This is a genomic window from Streptococcus porcinus, from assembly GCF_901542335.1.
Lineage (GTDB): Bacteria > Bacillota > Bacilli > Lactobacillales > Streptococcaceae > Streptococcus > Streptococcus porcinus_A.
The window spans coordinates 730475-752803 of sequence record NZ_LR594036.1; the positions used below are offsets into that span (position 1 = coordinate 730475).

A 22329-nucleotide genomic window follows, 5' to 3' on the forward strand; every position below is an offset into this window, starting at 1 on the left:
TCTAGGATTATGGAAAAAGTAAGAATTTATCACAACCCTAATTGTGGTACCTCACGAAATGTCTTAGCCATGATTAAGCATGCAGGTCTTGATCCAGAAGTAATAGAATATTTAGTTACCCTACCAACTAGAGAAGAATTACAGGGATTAATTAGAGCTATGGGGATTCAAGTGCGGGATTTGGTAAGAACAACTGTTCCCGAGTTTGAGAAGCACCATCTTGCGGATGCTACTAAGTCGGATTCCCAACTACTTGACGCTATGATGGCAGATCCGATTCTGATTAATCGGCCAATTGTGGTTACTTCAAAAGGTGTGAAACTTTGTCGTCCCTCAGAAGTACTACTCGATATTTTACCAGTGAGATTACCGAGCCCCTTTACTAAGGAAGACGGTCAAGTTGTTCAACCAAAATAAAAAGGAGAGACAAACATGTCTATAATGACAAAAATTAATGAAACAAGAGATTTTTTAACCTTCAAAGGTGTTCAAGCCCCAGAATTTGGTCTTATTTTAGGATCTGGTCTGGGAGAATTAGCTAATGAAATCGAAAATGCTATTGTGATTGATTACAATGATATTCCTAACTGGGGAAAATCAACTGTGGTTGGTCATGCAGGCAAACTAGTATATGGTGATTTGTCAGGTCGTAAAGTTATTGCTTTGCAAGGTCGTTTCCATTTTTATGAAGGAAATCCTTTAGAAGTGGTTACCTTCCCAGTTCGTGTTATGAAAGCTCTAGGCTGTGAAGGCGTTATTGTCACCAATGCTGCCGGAGGTATTGGTTATGGCCCAGGAACTTTGATGGCAATTACAGATCATATCAATATGACAGGGAATAACCCGTTAATGGGGGAAAATCTTGAGGAATTTGGACCAAGATTCCCAGATATGTCAGACGCTTACACTGCTGAATACCGTCAAAAAGCAAACAAAGTAGCAGAGTCTCTTGGCATTAAACTTGAAGGTGGTGTTTATCTCGGAGTAACAGGGCCAACCTATGAAACACCTGCGGAAATCCGCGCCTTCAAAATGATGGGAGCAGATGCTGTAGGTATGTCAACTGTTCCTGAGGTTATAGTTGCTACTCATTCAGGTATGAAAGTTTTGGGTATTTCAGCAATTACTAACTTTGCTGCTGGCTTCCAAACTGAGTTAAACCATGAGGAAGTTGTAACGGTTACTGAAAATATTAAGGAAAATTTCAAAGGCTTAGTAAAAGCTATTCTTGCTGAATTATAAAATGCGTTCATCATCAACTGAAATAAAAAAACTATATTTTGTTTAAAAGATAAACTAAAAAAGAAAGGCAAGGGTATTGAGGTCATTGATTTGGCCTCAGGTTAAGGACTGTGTTAAAAAGAGAAGTTACCTAGAAGTAGAGGTTTCAAAATAGCTTCCGATTTTGATTAGGTCCTTTTACGACCCTTAGTGTTATCATATTATGTCTATTCACATTTCTGCGGAGAAGGGTCAAATTGCTGACAAGATTTTATTGCCTGGTGATCCTTTACGTGCTAAATTCATTGCTGAAAATTTTTTAGAAGATGCTGTATGTTTTAATGAAATCCGTGGTATGCTTGGTTACACTGGAACATATAAAGGTCACCGTGTCTCTGTTATGGGGACTGGAATGGGAATGCCCTCAATTTCCATCTATGCGCGTGAATTGATTGTTGATTATGGCGTTAAGACTTTGATTCGCGTTGGAACTGCTGGGGCAATTGATCCAGAAGTGCACGTTCGTGAGTTAGTTCTTGCCCAAGCCGCTGCAACTAATTCTAATATCATTCGTAATGACTTCCCTGAATTTGATTTTCCTCAAATTGCAGACTTTGGTCTTTTAGACAAAGCCTATCACATTGCAAGAGAACTGGGGATGACCACTCATGTTGGTAATGTGCTTTCTTCGGATGTTTTCTATTCTAATATGCCTGAGCGAAATATGGCTCTTGGAAAATTAGGAGTTAAAGCTATTGAAATGGAAGCAGCTGCTCTTTATTACTTGGCTGCTCAACACCATGTAAAAGCCTTGGGCATCATGACGATTTCTGATAATTTAAATGATCCAACAGAGGACACCAGTGCAGAAGAGCGTCAAACTACCTTTACAGATATGATGAAGGTGGGACTAGAAACTCTCATTGCAAATGACTGAACTTAAAAAAACAATAGACATCCTTTTGGATGTCTATGCTTATAATCACGCCTTTACAATTGCGAAAGAAATCTCTGATATTAATCCTGATTCGTTATTCTTGTTAGAGCTTTTAAAAGAGAGACGGGAACTAAATCTGTCTTTTATGATTGCCAATCAAAGTAGATTAAAAGAGTTACAAGCTAAGTATCAGGTCACATTTGTTATGAATGAGGACTTGGAGAAGGAACAAATCGCCAATTATATTTTGGATTTAGAGGTTAAGGTTAAAAATGGTGATATCATTGATTTTGTGAGAGCTGTTTCACCGATTCTTTACCGTCTTTTCTTAACCTTAATCCAAAAAGAAATTCCGTCTTTTGACACTTTTATTAATGACTCTAAAAACGATCAATATGATACTTGGGATTTTCAAAAAATGCAAGACGCAAATCTCCCAATTTTTCAAGCCTATTTATCTCAAAGACAGAGTCGCAACATCACATCTAGGAGTCTGACGGATCTTTTAATCCTATCCAATCTCCCTTATGAGATTAAGGAGACAATTAAAACCTTACGACAATTTGAAAAATCGGTTCGCAACCCCCTAGCTCACCTTATAAAAGCTTTTGACGAAGAAGAATTATACCGTACGACTAGATTCTCTTCCCAAGTTTTTTTAGAAAAAATTATCGAGTTAGCAACCTATTCTGGTGTAACTTATCAGCGTGAGCCTTTTTATTTCGATCAAATCAATTTTTTAATTGAAGAAGGTCTTAATAATGAAAAAGAGCAGTAGTTTTCTACTGTTCTTTTTGCATGTTTGGTTGAGTAAATTTGACTTCGTCTTTTAAATAATCAATGAATTTTTCACCCATTTTAGAAAGATTAGCTTTTTCGTGTTTGATATAGACGATATCAATAATATCTGGCATATCAAGAGGAATGGCGATTATTTGGTTACCATTGAGTTGGCTATTTAAGACCCCACTTGCGACAGTATAGCCATGCAGGCCGATCATCAAGTTAAAGAGTGTAGCTCTATCGCTAACGACAATAGACTTGTCGTGTGGGACATTAGCCATCATTTCTTCAGAGAAGTAGAAGGAATTATGTAAACCCTGATCATAAGAAAGGTAAGGGTAAGCTTCTAAGTCATCATAAGAAAGGCGAGTTCTGTTAGCTAAAGGATGGTCATTGCTAACAAAAATATGGGGGTGTGTTTTAAAAAGAATGTGAGCAGTTAAATGACTCTCCTCAAATAACTTTGACAAAACATCCCGATTATAATCATTAAGGAAAAGGACCCCTATTTCAGATCTAAAATTTTTAACATCGTCAATGATTTCCCAGGTTCTTGTTTCTCTAAGAAAGAGCTCATATTGCGACATATCTGTACTTTTTAATAGGGAAACAAAAGCGTTAACGACAAAGGCATAATGTTGAGAAGAGACACTGAAAAAATCTCTGTTGCTGTTATGATTTTTATAACGGTCTTCTAAGAGTGATGTCTGCTCTACAATTTGCCTGGCGTAGGATAAAAATTCAACTCCATCCTTTGTTAAGGTGATACCTTTGGGAGTTCGGTTAAAAATAGCAATTCCCATTTCGTTTTCTAGATCTTTGACAGCATTAGAGAGGCTGGGCTGAGTAATATATAATTGCTTAGAAGCTTCGTTCATGGAGCCACATTCAACGATTTTTATAATGTAATGTAATTGTTGTAATCTCATAATGACAGTCTATCTTAAATGTTTTAAAGTTTCAAGTAAAGAAAGGGAAGGGCTATGCACGGCTTGATAATAGGCTTGCTGGAATAATTATAAATATCTATATTTTCAATTATCTTTAATCTAGATTAGAGAAAGCGCTAAAAAGATTAAAAATTATAGTAAAATGATGTTTCTAGAAATTGCAATCTATATTTGAAAATGCTATAATTGAGCTATATTTCTGTGTATTTCAAAGAATTCGGAGACAAAATATCATGACAGAATCGTCAAGACGTCAAAAACGTGTAAAACCTAGAGGAAATGGAACCTTTACTGTTATAAATATTGCATTATTTATATTGTATACGTTATTATCGCTTACTGTGGCCTTTATGATGTATACTTATAATTTTTTAGCTTTTCGACATTTAAACATAATCATTGGTGTGGCCTTAAGTGCTCTTTTTTTTCTGACACTATTTCTGATTGTTAGCAAAAAAGCAAAATGGTTAACCATGTTGGGAATGATTGTTGCTAATATTGCTTTAGCACTTATCCTTTTCACTTTTAAGTCAACTATTGATTTAACAGCACAATTAAATAAAACAGCTTCCTTTTCAGAAGTGGAAATGTCTATTGTTGTTCCTAAGAATAGTTCTATCTCTTCAGTAGAGTCCTTAAAAACAGTTGAAGCTCCCCTAAAAATGGATCAGTCAAATATTAAAAAGCTTTTAAGTCATTTGAAGAGTGACAAGAATGTTGATTTGGCAACAAAAGAAGCTAATTCTTATCAAAATGCCTATGAAGACATGCAATCCGGTAGTACAGAAGCAATGGTAATGAACAGTGCCTATATAGCTTTGCTAGAACAAAACGACGCTAACTTTGCAGATAAAGTCAAAACAATCTATTCTTATAAAATCAAAAAAGCTATTCCTAATTCACAAAAACCAGTTAATAAATCTGGAGTTTATAATCTCTATATCAGTGGTATTGACACGTATGGTCCGATTTCAACTGTCTCTCGTTCAGACGTTAATATTATTATGACTGTCAATATGAATACACATAAGGTGCTACTAACCACTACACCACGCGATTCTTACGTTAAGATTCCTGATGGCGGTGGTAACCAATTTGACAAATTGACCCATGCTGGAATCTATGGTGTTGAAACATCAATGAAAACGTTAGAAAATCTTTATGATATTAAAATTGATAACTATGCTCGGATTAATTTTACTACTTTTGCAGACTTGATTGATTTCTTAGGCGGAATTGAAGTTCAAAATGACACAGCCTTTTCAGCTGGTGGTATTGATTTTCCAAAGGGAAGGATTCCTTTAAATTCAAAACAAGCTTTGGTATTTGTTCGTGAACGACATGCCCTTGAAGGTGGAGATAATGACCGGGGTAAAAATCAAGAACGAGTTGTGACTGCTATTATTAATAAACTAAGCAGTATCAAATCACCAAAACAGGCAAGTTCTATCATTACAGGTATTCAAAATTCGGTTCAAACTAACCTAAGCCTTAATCAAATGATGACAATTGCAAATAGTCAATTAGAAGATAATGCTCAGTTTTCTGTTGAATCACAAGATGTTACAGGTACAGGCTCAACAGGAGAATTACCATCTTATGCGATGCCAGGCTCAGCTTTATATATGTACAAGTTAGATGATGCCAGCCTTAACCAAGCAAAAGACGCTATTAGAGCAACAATGGAGGGTAATCAATGATCGATATCCATTCCCACATCGTTTTCGATGTGGACGATGGTCCACTGACGATAGATGAAAGTCTATCCTTAATTGAAGAAAGTTACAAACAGGGGGTGCGAACTATTGTGTCGACATCCCATCGTCGCAAAGGAATGTTTGAAACACCTGAAGACGATATTGCCAATAAGTTTTTACAAGTAAAACGTGAAGCTGAAAAGAAGTTCCCAGATTTAACCTTACTGTATGGTGGTGAACTCTACTATACACATGATATTCTTGAAAAATTAGAAAACAAGTTAGTGCCAACCATGAACGGCACTCGCTTTGCATTAATTGAATTCTCAATGGCGACACCTTGGAAAGAGATTCATTCTGCTCTTTGTCAAGTTATTATGTTAGGAGTTACGCCTATTATTGCTCATATTGAACGCTATGATGCCCTCGCCTTCAATAAAGACCGTGTCAAAGAATTGATTAATATGGGTTGTTACACACAAATTAACAGTGTACATATCCTTAAGGCAAAGCTATTTGGCGATAAATTAAAAGTCTTTAAAAAACGTGCTAGTTACTTTTTAGATGAGAACCTGGTTCATTGTGTCGCATCTGATATGCACAATTTAAAAAAACGTCCCCCTTTTATGAAAGAAGCAAGACGCTTGGTAGAAAAAGAATATGGGATTAAGCGTGCGCGAGCTTTATTTGAAACCAATCCTGAAACTTTGATTAATAATGAATATTTATAGGAGACATTATGAATAACACTGATCAGTCATCAATAGAAATTGATGTACTTAGCCTTTTAAAGAAGCTTTGGAATAAGAAATTTTTGATTCTTTTCATGGGACTCTTTGTTGGGGTACTAGCCCTGATGACTTCGCTTTTCTTGATTAAGCCATCATATACCTCAACGACACGTCTATATGTTATCAATCGTCAACAATCTGACAACCTTACGGCAACGGATTTGCAAGCCGGTGGCTATTTGGTAAATGACTATAAAGAAATCATCACGTCACGTGATGTGATGCAAGATGTTATTGCTAGCGATGGTTTATCGTTAACTCCTGAGCAATTAAGCAAAATGATTGCTGTTACAGTTCCTGCCGACACCCGTGTTATCTCAATTTCTGTGACGAATCACCATCCTCAAGAGGCAAAAGACTTGGCTAATTCTATTCGCGAAGCAGCATCTGAAAAGATTAAAAAAGTAACTAAAGTTCAAGATGTAACACCTTTGGAAAAAGCACAGCTTCCAACCAGTCCCTCATCTCCTAACATCCAACGTAATACCCTTATTGGATTTTTCTTAGGTGCTTTGCTGACAATTGTTGTTATTGTGGTTGGTGAAGTTCTGGATGATCGCATCAAACGTCCGGAGGATATTGAAGAAGTTCTTGGAATGACCCTACTAGGTATTGTTTCGAATACTGATAAATTGTAAGAGGTGAAGAATGGCGCAATTAGTTTTAATTAGATCAAAAAGAGATTTATATTTAGCAGCAGAAGAATATTACAACTCTATCCGGACCAATATCCAATTTAGTGGACGTGACTTAAGAGTAATTGTTCTGACATCTGTACAACCTGGTGAAGGAAAATCAACAAGTTCAATCAATTTAGCAGTTTCATTTGCGAATGCAGGCTTTAAAACCTTATTAATCGATGCAGATATCCGTAATTCCGTTATGTCAGGAACTTTTAAATCAGATGAAAAGTATGAAGGGCTATCAAGCTATTTATCAGGGAATGCTGATTTATCACACGTTATTTCTCATACTAATATTAGCAACTTGATGATTATACCTGCAGGACAAGTGCCTCCAAATCCAACAACCTTACTCCAAAATAGCAATTTTAACTATATGATAGACACCTTAAAAGAGGTTTTCGATTATATTATTATTGATACACCACCAATTGGGTTAGTTATTGATTCAGCTATTGTTGCTCAAAAAGCAGATGCATCAGTACTTGTCACAGAAGCGGGTGCGATCAAGAGACGCTTTGTGCAAAAAGCTAAAGAACAAATGGAACATAGTGGAGCCCAGTTCTTAGGTGTTATCTTAAATAAAGTAGAGCATACAGTTGATTCATATGGAAGCTACGGCTCATATGGTAACTATGGTAAAAAAGAAAAACCAAGAAAACATGTAAGAAAAAGTTCAAGAAAGAGAAAGTAGTAAATGAAGAGAAGTCAAAAAAGGGTGATTTTGTATTTTTTAGATGTGCTGATGATTACTATTTCCCATTTTTCAGCATATCATTTCCTATTAGCTTATAGTCAAAATTTAACAAATAGCGAAGTGGTAATAACTCTTTTGATGACCCTTTTTGTCTATACCACTCTTGGTATTCACTTTCGAATCTTTTCGATCATCAATCGCTTCACAGATTATAAAATTATTTTTAAAATCATTGTCAATTTATTTGTTGCCTCTCTGATGGCTTATTTAGTTGACTTATTCTATTTTGATAGTTTTAGCCGACGCTTTATCTTTTTGGGGTATCTCTTTAGCACATTCTTAGTGATTATCCCAAGAATGACTTGGCGCATGTATCATGATTTTAATCCTAACATGCGAAAAAAGAAAAATGATCCTAAAACACGCTTGCTAGTTGTAGGGGCGGGTGAAGGAGGAAGCGTCTTCATACAAACTGTTTTAAATAAGGGCAAAGATTTTGAAATTGTCGGAATTGTTGATGCTGACATCAATAAACACGGAACTTATCTACATGGTATTAAAGTTCTAGGGAATAAACAAGCAATTCCAAGGATTGTCGCTGATTATGAAGTCAATCAAGTGACCATTGCTATTCCTAGTTTAACAGGGGAAGAGCGAGAAAGTATCCTAGATATTTGTCGTACCGCAAATGTACCCGTAAACAATATGCCAAGTATTGAAAATATTGTTATGGGCAAGGTTTCCTTAAACAAATTTAAAGAAATTGACATCGCAGATTTACTAGGTCGAAAAGAAGTTGTTTTAGACCAATCGTCATTATCAGATTTTTTCAATGGTAAAACGGTTCTCGTCACAGGTGCAGGCGGTTCGATTGGTTCTGAAATCTGTCGTCAGGTTTCAAAATTTAATCCCAAAAGATTGGTATTACTTGGTCACGGTGAGAACTCTATTTATCTGATTAATCGCGAGTTAAGAGATACTTATCAAGACGCTATCGAAATTGTTCCAATCATTGCTGATATCCAAGATCGGGACTTGATTTTTAAGATTATGGCGACCTATAAGCCTGATATGGTTTACCATGCCGCTGCCCACAAACACGTCCCTCTAATGGAATTTAATCCGAGAGAAGCTGTGAAAAACAATATCTTTGGGACAAAAAATGTTGCTGAAGCAACTAAGGCAGCTGGTGTAGCTACTTTCATTATGATATCAACAGACAAGGCAGTTAACCCACCAAATGTTATGGGAGCAACTAAACGCTTTGCAGAAATGATTGTTACTGGCCTGAACGAACCCGGGCAAACACAATTTGCCGCTGTGCGCTTTGGAAATGTTCTAGGCAGTCGTGGAAGTGTCGTGCCATTATTTAAAGAACAAATAAAAAAAGGTGGACCATTAACTGTTACAGACTTCCGAATGACACGCTATTTCATGACTATCCCTGAAGCAAGTCGTTTGGTTATACAAGCGAGTTACTTAGCAAAAGGTGGAGAAGTTTTTGTCCTTGATATGGGAGAACCTGTTAAAATAGTCGATCTAGCCCGTAAAGTGATTAAACTAAGTGGCCACACCGAAGATGACATCAAGATTGTTGAATCAGGCATCCGCCCTGGGGAAAAACTATACGAAGAATTATTATCCACCAAAGAACGCGTCAGCGAACAAATTTACGATAAAATTTTTGTCGGCAAAGTCGCCAAAAAACCAATCTCAGAAGTTGAAAACATTATTAATAAGTTAGAACAATTATCTGAAAAAGAGCTAAAAGAAACCTTAATCCAATATGCAAGACAGGAGTAGAGATGTATCCAATTATCAAGCGTCTATTAGCAATCATCATATCTGGTATAGCAATCATCGTGCTCAGTCCAGTATTATTAGGAATTGCTCTTGCTATTAAAATAGATTCAAAAGGACCTGTATTTTTTAAACAAAAACGCGTTGGAAAAGATAAAAGTCACTTTATGATTTATAAATTTAGAAGCATGTATAGCGACACACCTGCCGATATGCCAACACATCTCTTAAAAGATCCAAGTACTATGATTACACGAGTAGGTGGCTTTTTGCGAAAAACTAGTCTAGATGAACTGCCACAACTCTTTAATATTTTTAAAGGCGAAATGGCCATCATAGGACCACGACCTGCTTTGTGGAACCAATTCGATTTGATTGCTGAACGTGATAAATACCATGCTAATGATGTTTCTCCTGGTCTAACAGGATGGGCACAAATCAATGGCCGTGACGAATTGGAAATTGACGAAAAAGCAAAACTAGATGGTTATTACGTTGATAAAATGAGCTTTTGTTTTGATACGCACTGTTTTGTTGGAACCCTAGTCAGTGTGCTTAAAAGTGAGGGCGTTGTTGAAGGTGGAACAGGAACTAAGGACAAGGAGTAGATATGAAAAAAGTTCTTATTACTGGAGCAAATTCTTATATTGGAACCTCTTTTGAGAAGTGGTTACAACAATCAGAGGGAGAATATAAGGTTGATACTTTAGACATGATTAGCCCAACTTGGCGAGAATTTGATTTTACCCCTTATGACTGTATTTTTCATGTGGCTGCTATTGTTCATAAAAACGAAAAAAAGGTTGATCCGAATCTGTACCAAAAAGTTAATACTGAGTTACCAATAGAATTAGCAAACCTTGCACAGGAAGCAGGTGTAGATCAGTTTATTTTCTTAAGTAGCATGAGTGTTTATGGAAGTAAAGAGTCAATTATTAATCGTGCTACAAAAGAAGAACCCTCAACTTATTATGGGAAAAGTAAATTGACTGCAGAGATTGGGTTGAAAGCATTAGAATCAGACACCTTCAATGTTCTTATTATGCGTCCACCAATGGTCTATGGACCAAAGGCTACAGGAAATTATGCGCGATTATCAAAACTTGCTAAAGTTACCCCTATTTTTCCGAAAATAGGCAACCAACGTAGTATGATTTATATTGATAATTTATTAGAATTTGTCAGACTAGCAATAGAACATAATTTATCCGGACTTCATTTTCCGCAAAATAGCACCTACGTTAATACCAGTGAACTGGTTAAGATGGTTCGGAAGGTTAATGGAAAAAATACAATCCTAATATCTTTATTTAATCCTATTATCTCTAAGATGCATAGGGTTAGTCAAATCAATAAATTATTTGGAAATCTGACTTATGATCAAGCACTGTCGCAAGAAGTGTTTGATTATAATGTCGTGGATTATGAAGAGTCTATCAGAAGGTCGGAAGGTGAGTAATGTCAAATAAAAAAAAAGATCTACTTATAATGTGCCAATACTTCTATCCAGAACAAATTACTTCTGCCCGGCTTCCATTTATGACGGCTAAATATTTAGCTAAAGAGGGACTAACGGTAGAAGTTTTAACAGGCACCCCAAGTAATTATTTAGAACATGCTGATAAACAAGCACCTAAAACTGAAGTTATAGAAGGTGTTAGAATTAGATGTTTAAGTTACCTAACGTTATCAAAAAAGAACATCATATCAAGGTTAGTAAATTATTTTTCAATAGTTATTGCTTTCTTACTGAAACTGAAAGTTATGAAGAATTACAAAGTCATAATGGTATATTCTAATCCCCCGATTTTACCAATTGTAGCGGTGCTTGCAAAGAAGTTTTTTAATACTAAATTAGTATTTGTATCCTATGATGTGTATCCTGAAATTGCAATAAAAACTAAAGTGCTCTCGGAGCGTAGTTTACTAACTGTAGCAATGAAACTTGTCAATAAATGTGTGTTTAGATCTGCTGATAAAGTTGTTGCCCTATCAGGTGAAATGAAAAAATTTTTAGTCGAAAATAGAAATATAGATTCCGATAAAATAGAAATAATTCCAAATTGGTCAACAGAAACTAAGCCAATTTTAAAACCCACTAAAGAGAGTTCTGACGGAATATTTAGAATAGGTTATTTTGGAAATATAGGGATAGCCCAAGATTTTGATACAATTAAAAATGCTATCTTATCTCAAAAAAACAATAGCTCTTTAGAATGGATTTTTGCGGGCCACGGAACTTTCTATGATAGTTTCAAACAATTTATAATTGAGAACAAAATAACAAACGTTCGATTATATGGATATCTTGATGAACAAAAGTTGAATAAAGTTGCTAACAGCTGCGATTCATTTTTACTTTCATTGAAAAAAGAATTGAATGGTTTGGCTGTTCCAAGTAAATATTATACATATTTGAATTATGGTAAGCCAATAATTGCTATAATTTCAAAAGAGAGTGATATAAATAAGGAAATAGTAAAGTATAAGACTGGTAGAGGAATTGGTGAAAGTAACACTGAAGAATTATGTTTAGCTATTGAAAAGGTAGGAAAATATAGGAGCCAATTTAAAGACTATAGTCAAGTTTATAAAAATAATTTTTCCCCTAATATACAGTTGAAGAAATATGTGGCTTTAATAAAAAAAGTTTTAAATAAAGAGAGTATATAAATGAAAATATTTGTACTTAACACAGCTGCTAGAAGTAAAGGAGCTCTTTCAGTATTTGAAGAGTTCTATAATACTGTATTAGAAGATAGTAGTGACATTGAATGGATTTTTTTAGTTTCCGAACAAATTGTAAATTCAAAAAATAATGTAAAAGTTATTGTTGATAAGTCACTAAGGAGTAAGTTTAAACGATTAAAATTTGATTTGTTTACCGGACACCGCTATATAAAAAAGTTTAGTCCAGATGTAATTGTTTCTTTTCAAAATACTCTTCCATTATTCACTACAACTAAAACAGTTTTATATTTACACCAATCATTACCATTCCAAACTGAAAAAGAATATTCTTTTTTTAAAAGGAATGAATTTCCTTATGCTGTAATTCAATACATTATAGGTAGTTTAATTAGACTAAGTGTAAAACGTTCTGATTTGACCATCGTTCAATCAGAATGGTTAAAACAGGCTATTTCTACCATTTCTAAAAATACTAAGGTTATTGCCCCTACAATAAAAGACATACCTAAACTCAATAATCAAGAAATTTCTAATCAAGTTTGTTTTTTTTATCCTACCTCTGATTATCCGTATAAAAATAATGAATTAATTGAAAAAGCAGTAGAGATTGTTGAACAAAATTTTGAAAGTTTTAGTGTTAAAATCACTCTTGAACATAAATTAAAATCTGAAAGAATTGAAAGTTTGGGCATGATAAGTAGAACGGAGGTTATGAGTTTAATGTCACAAGGTGTTTTATTATTTCCATCTTATATAGAATCTTTTGGCTTACCTCTATTAGAAGCAAGAGAATTGAATCGTATTATACTATCTACAGATACTCTATTTGCACGAGAAGTGTTACAAGACTATCCTAATGTATATTATTTTCATAAAAATAATTATGAAGAATTAGCACAATTGATGGAAAGAGTAATACAAGGTAATATAACTATAAAAAAAGAAGTAGTCAAATCAGCAAAAAAAAACAGTTGGGAAGTAGTTAAAAATTCGATAGTAGAGGTTGTGAGATGATTAATAACTATGAGGCGAAAATGAAAGTTTTGTTTTTAATAAATATCCCCTCCCCGTATCGTGTCGAATTTTTTAATAGATTGAGTGATAGAATTGATATTACTGTTTTATATCAAAGAAGGAGTTCATCAGAAAGATCTAAAAAGTGGCGCGCCCCAATTCAAGATTCTTATACAAGTATTTTTTTAAAGGGGATATATACAGGTGTAGATAATGCCTTAAGTTTAGATGTTTTAAATTATATCAATAATTCCTATGATTTGATTGTTATTTGTGGTAATTCATCTCTAACAGAAATATTGGCAATGGAATGGTGTAAGTTTAAAAAAATTCCATATATTGTTGAAGGCGATGGTGCATTTTTAGATACTTCTAAAACCTTTAAAGCCAAGTTGAAAAAACATATTTTAAAAGGAGCTAGTTTATACTTATCTACCTGTAATGAGTTAGATAAGTATTACTTAGCTTATGGGGCAAAAGAGTCACAAATTAAGAGATATCATTTTTCTTCAATAAATAAAAATGATGTCTTAAAAGAACCTCTTTCCAAAAGTGAAAAAATGAAACTTAGAAAAGAATTGGATATCGTTGGAGATAAAATAATTTTAAGTACGGGTCAGTTTATTTATCGGAAAGGTTTTGACATCTTATTAAAGAGTATGAAAAGTTTTGACTGCGGAACTAGTCTTTATATTATTGGTGGGGAACCTAGAAAAGAGTATATGGAAATAATAAAAAATAACGAGTTGAGTAATGTTTACTTTAAAAGTTTTATGACGAAAGAAAAATTAAAAAAGTATTATTTGGCTTCAGATATTTTTGTTTTACCTACTAGAGAAGATATATGGGGATTAGTGGTTAACGAAGCTATGGCTGCTGCTCTACCAGTAGTAACTACTGAAAGATGTAATGCTGGTTTAGAAATGTTGAGTAATGGGAAAAATGGAGTTATTGTTCCCGTAGATGATGTTGAAGCTTTAACTTATGGAATTAAAACTTGTTTGTCTAAAGCAAGTGAGATGAGCTATGAGACACTAAAAGTTATTTCTAAATATACACTTGATCAAATGGTGAATGATCATGTACTAATTTTCAATGAATGGAGAAGTCACAATAGTGAGCGCCTTAATTAGAACTACTATAGATATTGAAAAAATGCTAGCAAAGATATATTTATTTCTCTTGCCATTTAGAATGATTTCACCGTTGTTATTTTTAAACATTGTTTTTAAAGGTGCATCAGTCAATCTTGATTTTATATTTAACATAATTGGTATAATTCTTTGTTTAATTTCAAGTAAAGGTAAAATAAAAATTATTAATGATGAGTCATCGAAACTTTTTAATTCTTTTGTGTTAGTAGTGATTTTTTTGAATGTCTCATCTATAATGATGGCTACATATATTCAGCTAAGATACGGAAATTACGCTGGGGAGAGTGCATATTCTGGTATAGCAGGAATGTTAATTTATTTTGCTCAATACATAGCAATGATTCTTTATAACATCAGAATAATTTCAATACTAAGTGTCAACGAGATAAGACGAGTCTTATCTAAAATAAGTTTGTTTCTTCTTATATTGGGTTACTATCAAGTTTTAACATTATCTTATAAAGGTGTGTTTCTAAGTGCTTTACATAGTATAGATATTTTTAATGTTTTATGGCCCGGAGATTTCATGCCTAAATTAAGTTTGACTGGTTCAGAAGGAGCATCTGCTGGCACAATATTTTCTATACTAATTCTCCCCTTTTTACTTAGCAGCTTTTACTATACAAAAAAATCACGATATATTCTTCAGTTGGTTGTATGGATACCAGTAGTTATATTTATGAAAAGTACAAGTGGATATTTAATGATAATTGCAACACTATTGTTTTTTTTACTTTTATATAATTCTAAAGATAATCTCAGTAAAATAATTCTATTTTTAGCTGCTGTAATAGTCTTATTAATGTTCTTTACATTAGGATTTAATTTTTTCAAAGAAGTATTACCACAAAATCTTAGATATATGGTCTTTGAAAAAATAAGTGATAAAACTAATGGATCGACAATAGCGCGTTTAGTTCCGTTGTATACAAACTGGAAAACATTTTTAGATTTTCCAATTTTTGGAGTAGGCAATGGTTTACAAGGATATTTTTATATTAAAAATTATCCAATTTGGGCTTTAAATGCTCCAGGAGTCACTGCTAAATTATTCTACGAGTCTGCTAAGGTAACGATTGTTAATGGTGGGCTATTCTTTCCATCACTTCTATCGGGATATGGAACTACTGGAATAATATTACTAACTTTATTTTTAAATCAAATTAGAAAAAAATTATTCAAGTATTCGAAACTTAAAAATTTTTATTTGACATATTTTAAGATTGCTATGCCAGCTATTATTATATGTGGATTTCAAAGTGAATTTGTTGGAAATTATTGTATTTGGTTTATAATAAGTTTAATTTTTGTTGATTTTAGTAAGTATGGGAGAGTGAATTGAAAAATTTATACATCGTGTTAGCCTCGCAGGATTTTGAATCAGCTAATCATAGAGGGCTATGGGAAGAATTGTCTTATATAGAAAATACTGAAGTCTTAGTATTGAATATTCCAGCAGATTTTTTTATATCACCCTTCAAAGGTAGATTTGATAGAATAAAAGATACATTTGTAGGCTCTAAACAAGTTTCTAAAAATTTAAAAGTTATTAGGCCTTTATTATTAATTAGACCAGAAGTCTCTATAAGCTTATTAAGAAAGTTAATTTCAAATCAAATTTGGAAAATTATTGATAAAGAATATACTTTAGAAAATATAAAAAGTATTAGGTTTATTGTATATAATGCATTTTGGGCTAAAATCATAAAAGAGTCAAAAAGAAATTTTCTTATGGCTTATTATCTTTTTGATGAAGTGATTTTAAATGCGAATGATAATACGGTTAACAAAATACGATTAAATCATGATACTTATGCATGTGGCGCTTCTGACATTATATTTTTAATGAGTGAAAAGTTAATGGAGAATAGACAATCTTATACAGATAAAATGATATTAATTGGTAATGGTAGCTCACTTATATCTTCTAGACAAATAGACAAGATTGAAAAATCTGTTGGTTTTATTGGTAATTTTAGGAATTGGATAGATAAAGATTTGTTAAGTGGTTTGATAAAGGAGAAATCAGATTATGACTTTTATTTTATTGGTCCAATTGAAAAGGATATGAGAAATTATTTCAACTCTCTTTTAAAGAATAATCCGAATGTTTTTTATGGCGGAGTCAAAGATAAGACGCAGATAGCTAGTGCCTATAAACGTTTTCAGGTAATAATTATACCTTATAAAAATTCAGAGTTTATAAGAGCAACTAGACCTATTAAGATTGTTGAATCAGTAAGTTTAGGCACTCCTGTAGTTACGATACCTATTGATGGATATAAAGAAACTGATTTTATTAAATTTTCGAGAACAATCGGAGAATTTGCTGAATCTATTGAACAATTAACTATTAATGGGATAGATTTTAGCTCTACTATTTATAAAGATTTTGTTCGTGATAATTCTTGGGAAAGAAAAGCTTCAATAATAAACTCTAGCTTCGAGGAGAAATTTGATGAAAATTAAAACATTATTAGTTTCACTGATGCCTTTATATGGTCTTAATACACGCTTTAGGATTTTATTATATTTGAGAGAGTATACTAGAAATCATCATTTGAAATTTTTCAGTTGCTTAATAAAAAATTATATTCTTAGTAAATATAGTTGTGAACTATCTATTCATGCACAAATTTCACCAAAGGCTGAATTTATGCATACAACCGGTGTTGTAATTGGAGAAGGGGCTGTTATCAAAGAAGGCGTAAAGATATATTCTAATGTTGTTTTAGGTAGAAAAGATATTAATAATGAAGATGATTATCCAATTGTTAATGAAAACGTTATATTATCTACGGGGACGGTTGTTCTGGGCAAAGTAAATATTTCTTCAGGTGTTGTTATTGGAGCTAATAGCTTAGTCTTTAAAAGCTTGAAAAAAGGTACTTGGGTAGGAGCCCCTGCAAAACAAATACTATAATTAGAGAATATGGAGAATTCTTTTATAAATGGATAAGAAACGTTTATCAATTAATCTAGTAGCAAATATAGTTTCATTTGGAATTTCAACCTTACTTAGTTTTTTTTTAACTCCCTTTCTAGTTCGTTACCTTGGAAAAGAAATATATGGATTTTACGGAATAGCAAATAATTTTGTTAGTTTCATTACAGTTATTGCTGTTGCACTAAATTCAATGGCAGCAAAATATATTACAGTCGAACTAGTTAGAGGTAATAATATAAAAGCTAATCAATATTATGCGTCAATTTTTATTTCAAATTTAATATTGTGTGTGCTACTTTTACCTGTATTAACTATTACTGTATTTGAGATTGATAAAATTTTAACCATTTCTCCAAAGTACCTTATTGATATACAAATCCTATTTTCGTTAGTTTTTTTAGCGATGATCATAAGGTTTTTAACTTTAATTTTTGGTAGCGCCACTTATTCTTCAAATAGAATGGATATAAGGGCTTATATTGAAATTGCTAAGTCATTTTTGCGATTATTACTATATTTTTCAATATTTTACTTTTTTAAGCCCTCAATTATATACGTTGGTCTGGTACTATTCCTACTAGAAGCATTTAATTCAGGGATTCAAATAAGTATAGCGAAAAAATTATTACCGGGTATGAGCTTAGGACCTAGATGGTATAATCGTACGTTAGTAACAAAGACGTTTAAGGTTGGTATTTGGAACTCTATTAACCAATTAGGTGATTTATTAATTAATAGTACTTCCCTTATTATAAGTAACATATTTTTAGGAGAAATGGCTAGTGGCTCCGTTTCAATTGTAAAAACAATGCCACTTTTATTGAGTGGAGTCATAACAGCAATAAATGGTGTGTTTATGCCAAGAGTGGCTCACATGTATGCAATAAAAGATAAGTCGAAACTTATATTAGAAGTTATCAATTCTCAAAAATTTATAGGTTTCGTTCTTTCGCCTATATCAGTAATTCTAGTTGTTTATGGAAAAGACTTTTTTAATCTTTGGGTTCCAGGAAATAATAGTACCTTGCTTATGCAACTTTCTATTTTTGAAATTTTAAAAATGGTTTTTGTCGGAATATCTTTACCAATACTTAATTTAAATATAGTTATTGATAAAGTTAAAGTACCATCTATATATATGTTAATTTCTGGTTTTATAAATATAATTTTTATGGTGCTGTTGTTAAAATATACTAAGTTACAAATTTTTTCTATATTTCTAGCAACTTTTTTAGTTACATTTTCACTTTATGGGATTATAATTCCTAATTATACTAGTCATTTATTTAAAATATCTCCTAAGGTGTTCTTTAGAGTTATAACTATCACTATTTTTAATATTTCCTTAATATTTTTGGTGACAAAAGTGATTTATTCCTTTAGTAATATTACGAGCTGGGGAGATTTTCTACTATCAACAATCTTCTCAGGTTTTATTGGCTATATGATAAGTGTGCTTACTTTTTTTGGACCTAAAAAAATTAAATATTATGTAAGTAAAGTATTGGAGCAATAATGAAATTATTTTTAAATAAAACGTTACTCATCACTGGTGGTACAGGTTCTTTTGGTAATGCTGTATTAGATAGATTTCTTACATCAGATATTGGGGAGATTAGAATTTTCTCACGTGATGAAAAAAAACAAGATGACATGCGTCATAAGTATCAAGTGAAATATCCAGGATTCGCTGATAAGATTAAATTTTATCTTGGAGACGTGAGAGATATTAATTCTGTGCGTATTGCCATGGTTGGTGTAGACTATGTGTTTCACGCTGCTGCTTTGAAGCAAGTACCATCTTGTGAATTTTTCCCAATTGAGGCCGTAAAAACAAATGTTTTAGGGACAGAAAATGTTTTAAATGCTGCAATTGAGGCAAAAGTGGAGAATGTTGTTTGTTTATCCACTGATAAGGCAGCTTACCCAGTAAATGCAATGGGAACATCTAAAGCAATGATGGAAAAAGTAGTTGTTGCAAAGGCTAGACAAAGTAAAGACACTAAGATTTCATGTACTCGCTATGGTAATGTTATGTGTAGTAGGGGATCAGTTATTCCACTGTGGATTGATCAAATAAAAGCCGGGAATGCAATAACTATTACGGAACCAACAATGACTCGTTTTATTATGTCTTTAGAGGAAGCAGTTGATTTAGTCCTTTTTGCATTTGAAAATGCGGTTTCAGGCGATATTTTGGTACAAAAAGCTCCTGCTTGTACTATTGAAACGCAAGCAAAGGCAGTTATGGAACTATTTGGCGGTCGGGCAGAGGATATCAAGGTCATTGGAATTCGGCATGGAGAAAAAATGTATGAGACTCTTTTGACAAATGAAGAGTGTGCTAACGCTATTGATATGGGTGATTTCTATCGTGTTCCAAGTGATAAACGTGGTTTAAATTATGATAAATATTTTAGCGAAGGTGATACAGAAAGAATTGAACTAACAGAATTTAATAGTCATAATACTCAGTTGTTAAATATTGAGGAAACTAAAGAAAAAATTGCTGCACTTTCTTATATTCAAGAAAGACTAAGAGAAGAGTGAGTTAGAGGATACTATCAAATGAGTAAATACGAAATGCTAAGTTGGAAGGATAATGACAAGTTAAAACTTTTAATAATTGTTGGAACTCGTCCAGAAATAATTAGGCTTTCTGAGGTGATAAAAAAATCTAGACGATATTTTGATGTTATCCTCGCCCATACGGGTCAAAATTATGATTACAATCTTAATGAAGTATTCTTTAAAGATTTAGATTTAGAAGAACCAGACGTTTACCTTAATGCGGTGGGTGAGCATCTAGGTGCTACAATGGGAAATATTATTTCAGAAAGTTATGATTTGATGTCTACAATTGCTCCAGATGCAGTTTTGGTATTAGGAGATACCAATTCATGTTTGTCTGTCATCGGTGCTAAAAGGCTTCATATTCCCATTTTCCATATGGAAGCAGGAAATAGGAGTAAAGATGAGTGTCTACCAGAAGAAACTAATCGCCGTATTGTAGATATTATTTCTGATGTTAATCTAGCCTATTCTGAACATGCGAGAAAATACCTTGCTGATACGGGGCTACCTAAAGAGAGAACCTACGTTACAGGCTCTCCAATGGCAGAAGTCTTAAAAGCTAATTTAACTAAAATTCAAACTTCAGACATACATAAGAAGCTTAGCCTTGAGAAAGGGAAATATATTCTTCTTTCTGCACACAGGGAAGAAAATATTGATACTGATAAGAATTTTCTAAGTTTATTCAATGCTATAAATAAGCTAGCGGAAAAATATGATATGCCAATATTATATTCTTGTCATCCACGTAGTAAAAATAAAATTTCAGCAATGGGTTTCCAGTTAGATAAGAGGGTTATTCAACACGAACCGTTAGGTTTCCATGATTATAATTGTTTACAAATGAACGCTTTTGCAGTTGTATCTGATTCGGGAACTTTACCAGAAGAATCAAGTTATTTTACGTCAGTTGGTAAATCTATTCCAGCAGTTTGCATTCGTACTAGTACAGAACGTCCAGAGGCTTTAGACAAAGGAACATTTGTTTTATCTGGAATTGATGAAAAAGGGTTACTTCAAGCTGTAGAAGTAGCAGTTGAAATGAACAAAAATCAGCATATTGGGCTACCTGTTCCGGATTATGTTGATGAAAATGTGTCAGATAAAGTAATAAAAATTATTCAATCTTATACAAATATTGTTAATAAAATGGTTTGGCGTAAAGATTAGATTATTTATCTTAGGAGAATTGAATGAGAGTCTTAGTTACAGGCGCAAAAGGAATGGTTGGTACTGCCTTAGTCAATCAACTTAGAAATATTAGAGATAACAAAAACAGAACACGGTCTGATTTAAAGATTGATGATATTTTTGAATATGATATGGATTCAACCGTTGATGACTTAGAATATTTCTGCCAGAATTCAGATTTTATATTTAATTTAGCTGGTGTTAATCGACCAAAAAATACGAAAGAATTTATGGCGGGAAATTTTGGTTTTGCAAGCACATTATTAGACACGCTAAAAAAATATAATAATAAGGCACCTATTATGCTTTCCTCATCAATTCAGGCGACCTTAGTGGGTAGATATGCCGATGGTGACTATGGGAAGAGTAAACTAGCTGGTGAGAATTTATTCTTTGAATACGCTAAGTCAGAAGGTGTTAAAGTAGCTGTATATAGGTTTCCAAATTTAATGGGGCATTCAAAACCGAATTATAATTCAGCAGTATCCACTTTTTGTCATGCTATAGCAAACGATTTAGAATATACTGTCAGTGACAGAAATGTTAAGATAGAACTATTATACATTGATGATCTGATAGAAGGTATGCTAGACTTGTTAGAAAATAAGGAAGTAAGATGTGACTATGATGGTGTCGTTCCTCACCCTTATTTACATGGTAAGTATTGTTATATTCCTAAAACCCATGTAGTAACATTAGGTGAAATTGTTGATTTATTAGAAAAATTCAAACAGCAACCTATTAATTTATTGATGCCAAAAATTCCGGAAGGGTCCTTCGCAAAAAAATTATTCTCCCTTTATTTAACTTACCTACCCATCAATAAATTTAGTTACCCTTTAAAAATGAATATTGATGACAGAGGATCATTTACTGAATTAGTTCATACAGAGGATTGCGGCCAAGTAAGTATTAATATTAGTAAGCCGGGTATTACCAAGGGACAGCATTGGCATAGTAGTAAGTGGGAGCAATTTATCGTTGTGAGTGGTCATGGTTTAATTCAAGAAAGAAATATTGTAACCGGAGAAATTGTTGAGTTTGAAGTTTCAGGTGATAAAATTGAAGCAATCTATATGGTTCCGGGTTGGACTCATAATATTATTAACTTATCTGAAACAGATAATCTTGTAACCGTTATGACTTGTAATGAGATATTTGATCCTGAACATCCAGATACATATTTTGAAGAAGTTTAG

The 22329-nt window shown here is 33.1% G+C and carries 22 protein-coding genes; 21 read left to right on the forward strand and 1 reads right to left on the reverse strand.

The annotated features are described in order from the left end of the window. Positions 1–9: 9 nt before the first annotated feature. The 4 genes from arsC (at position 10) to FGK96_RS03535 (ending at position 2936) form a co-directional block, all read left to right on the forward strand. On the forward strand, positions 10–417 hold the full coding sequence (arsC, locus tag FGK96_RS03520) for an arsenate reductase (glutaredoxin) (protein WP_138081419.1): 408 nt from the start codon (positions 10–12) through the stop codon (positions 415–417). A 15-nt stretch (positions 418–432) separates the two neighbouring features. After that, positions 433–1242, forward strand: a complete 810-nt coding sequence (locus tag FGK96_RS03525; RefSeq protein ID WP_138081422.1) for a purine-nucleoside phosphorylase — start codon at positions 433–435, stop codon at positions 1240–1242. Positions 1243–1444: 202 nt separating this feature from the next. Next, on the forward strand, positions 1445–2158 hold the full coding sequence (deoD, locus tag FGK96_RS03530; protein WP_138081425.1) for a purine-nucleoside phosphorylase: 714 nt from the start codon (positions 1445–1447) through the stop codon (positions 2156–2158). Further along, entirely contained in the window at positions 2151–2936 is a 786-nt protein-coding gene (locus tag FGK96_RS03535) for a LytR family transcriptional regulator (protein WP_138081428.1), read from the forward strand. Before deoD ends, FGK96_RS03535 begins: the two co-directional genes overlap by 8 nt. Before the next feature lie 4 nt (positions 2937–2940). On the opposite strand, the gene FGK96_RS03540 is transcribed toward FGK96_RS03535, so the two are convergent. Next, positions 2941–3870: a LysR family transcriptional regulator gene (locus FGK96_RS03540; RefSeq protein WP_138081431.1), complete on the reverse strand. Its 930-nt coding sequence runs from the start codon at positions 3868–3870 to the stop codon at positions 2941–2943. 254 nt (positions 3871–4124) lie between these two features. Here FGK96_RS03540 and FGK96_RS03545 point away from each other — a divergent pair, with 254 nt between their 5' ends. From FGK96_RS03545 to FGK96_RS03625, 17 genes are read left to right on the forward strand one after another with little or no spacing between them, the layout of a single operon-like run. Beyond that, complete coding sequence (locus FGK96_RS03545; protein ID WP_138081434.1) at positions 4125–5591, forward strand: LCP family protein; 1467 nt, start codon at positions 4125–4127, stop codon at positions 5589–5591. Then, positions 5588–6319: a capsular polysaccharide biosynthesis protein Cps4B gene (gene cps4B, locus FGK96_RS03550; RefSeq protein WP_138081437.1), complete on the forward strand. Its 732-nt coding sequence runs from the start codon at positions 5588–5590 to the stop codon at positions 6317–6319. Before FGK96_RS03545 ends, cps4B begins: the two co-directional genes overlap by 4 nt. Positions 6320–6327: 8 nt before the next feature. Next, positions 6328–7017: a Wzz/FepE/Etk N-terminal domain-containing protein gene (locus FGK96_RS03555; RefSeq protein ID WP_138081440.1), complete on the forward strand. Its 690-nt coding sequence runs from the start codon at positions 6328–6330 to the stop codon at positions 7015–7017. A 10-nt stretch (positions 7018–7027) separates the two neighbouring features. Next, entirely contained in the window at positions 7028–7756 is a 729-nt protein-coding gene (locus FGK96_RS03560; RefSeq protein ID WP_138081443.1) for a tyrosine-protein kinase, read from the forward strand. 3 nt (positions 7757–7759) lie between these two features. Further along, a complete protein-coding gene (locus FGK96_RS03565) occupies positions 7760–9562 on the forward strand; it encodes a polysaccharide biosynthesis protein (RefSeq protein ID WP_138081446.1) in 1803 nt (600 codons plus the stop codon). 2 nt (positions 9563–9564) lie between these two features. Then, positions 9565–10167, forward strand: a complete 603-nt coding sequence (locus FGK96_RS03570; protein ID WP_138081449.1) for a sugar transferase — start codon at positions 9565–9567, stop codon at positions 10165–10167. A 2-nt stretch (positions 10168–10169) separates the two neighbouring features. Then, positions 10170–11018, forward strand: a complete 849-nt coding sequence (locus tag FGK96_RS03575; protein WP_138081452.1) for an NAD-dependent epimerase/dehydratase family protein — start codon at positions 10170–10172, stop codon at positions 11016–11018. Then, entirely contained in the window at positions 11018–12232 is a 1215-nt protein-coding gene (locus tag FGK96_RS03580) for a glycosyltransferase family 4 protein (RefSeq protein WP_138081455.1), read from the forward strand. Before FGK96_RS03575 ends, FGK96_RS03580 begins: the two co-directional genes overlap by 1 nt. Then, a complete protein-coding gene (locus FGK96_RS03585) occupies positions 12233–13264 on the forward strand; it encodes a glycosyltransferase (RefSeq protein ID WP_138081458.1) in 1032 nt (343 codons plus the stop codon). After that, entirely contained in the window at positions 13261–14397 is a 1137-nt protein-coding gene (locus FGK96_RS03590) for a glycosyltransferase family 4 protein (RefSeq protein ID WP_138081461.1), read from the forward strand. Before FGK96_RS03585 ends, FGK96_RS03590 begins: the two co-directional genes overlap by 4 nt. Further along, on the forward strand, positions 14381–15760 hold the full coding sequence (locus FGK96_RS03595) for an O-antigen ligase family protein (RefSeq protein WP_172601588.1): 1380 nt from the start codon (positions 14381–14383) through the stop codon (positions 15758–15760). Before FGK96_RS03590 ends, FGK96_RS03595 begins: the two co-directional genes overlap by 17 nt. Continuing rightward, the gene (locus FGK96_RS03600; RefSeq protein WP_138081466.1) at positions 15757–16887 is read left to right on the forward strand and encodes a glycosyltransferase; all 1131 of its coding nucleotides are present in this window, start codon (positions 15757–15759) and stop codon (positions 16885–16887) included. The genes FGK96_RS03595 and FGK96_RS03600 overlap by 4 nt, the downstream gene beginning before the upstream one ends. Further along, positions 16877–17341: a hypothetical protein gene (locus FGK96_RS03605; protein WP_138081470.1), complete on the forward strand. Its 465-nt coding sequence runs from the start codon at positions 16877–16879 to the stop codon at positions 17339–17341. The genes FGK96_RS03600 and FGK96_RS03605 overlap by 11 nt, the downstream gene beginning before the upstream one ends. 28 nt (positions 17342–17369) lie before the next feature. Then, positions 17370–18881, forward strand: coding sequence for an oligosaccharide flippase family protein (locus tag FGK96_RS03610; protein ID WP_138081473.1), 1512 nt, complete (start codon positions 17370–17372; stop codon positions 18879–18881). Beyond that, positions 18881–19915, forward strand: a complete 1035-nt coding sequence (locus FGK96_RS03615; RefSeq protein ID WP_138081476.1) for a polysaccharide biosynthesis protein — start codon at positions 18881–18883, stop codon at positions 19913–19915. The genes FGK96_RS03610 and FGK96_RS03615 overlap by 1 nt, the downstream gene beginning before the upstream one ends. A gap of 18 nt (positions 19916–19933) precedes the next feature. Beyond that, positions 19934–21109: a non-hydrolyzing UDP-N-acetylglucosamine 2-epimerase gene (gene wecB / locus FGK96_RS03620; RefSeq protein WP_138081480.1), complete on the forward strand. Its 1176-nt coding sequence runs from the start codon at positions 19934–19936 to the stop codon at positions 21107–21109. A gap of 23 nt (positions 21110–21132) precedes the next feature. Continuing rightward, positions 21133–22329, forward strand: coding sequence for an NAD-dependent epimerase/dehydratase family protein (locus FGK96_RS03625; RefSeq protein ID WP_138081483.1), 1197 nt, complete (start codon positions 21133–21135; stop codon positions 22327–22329).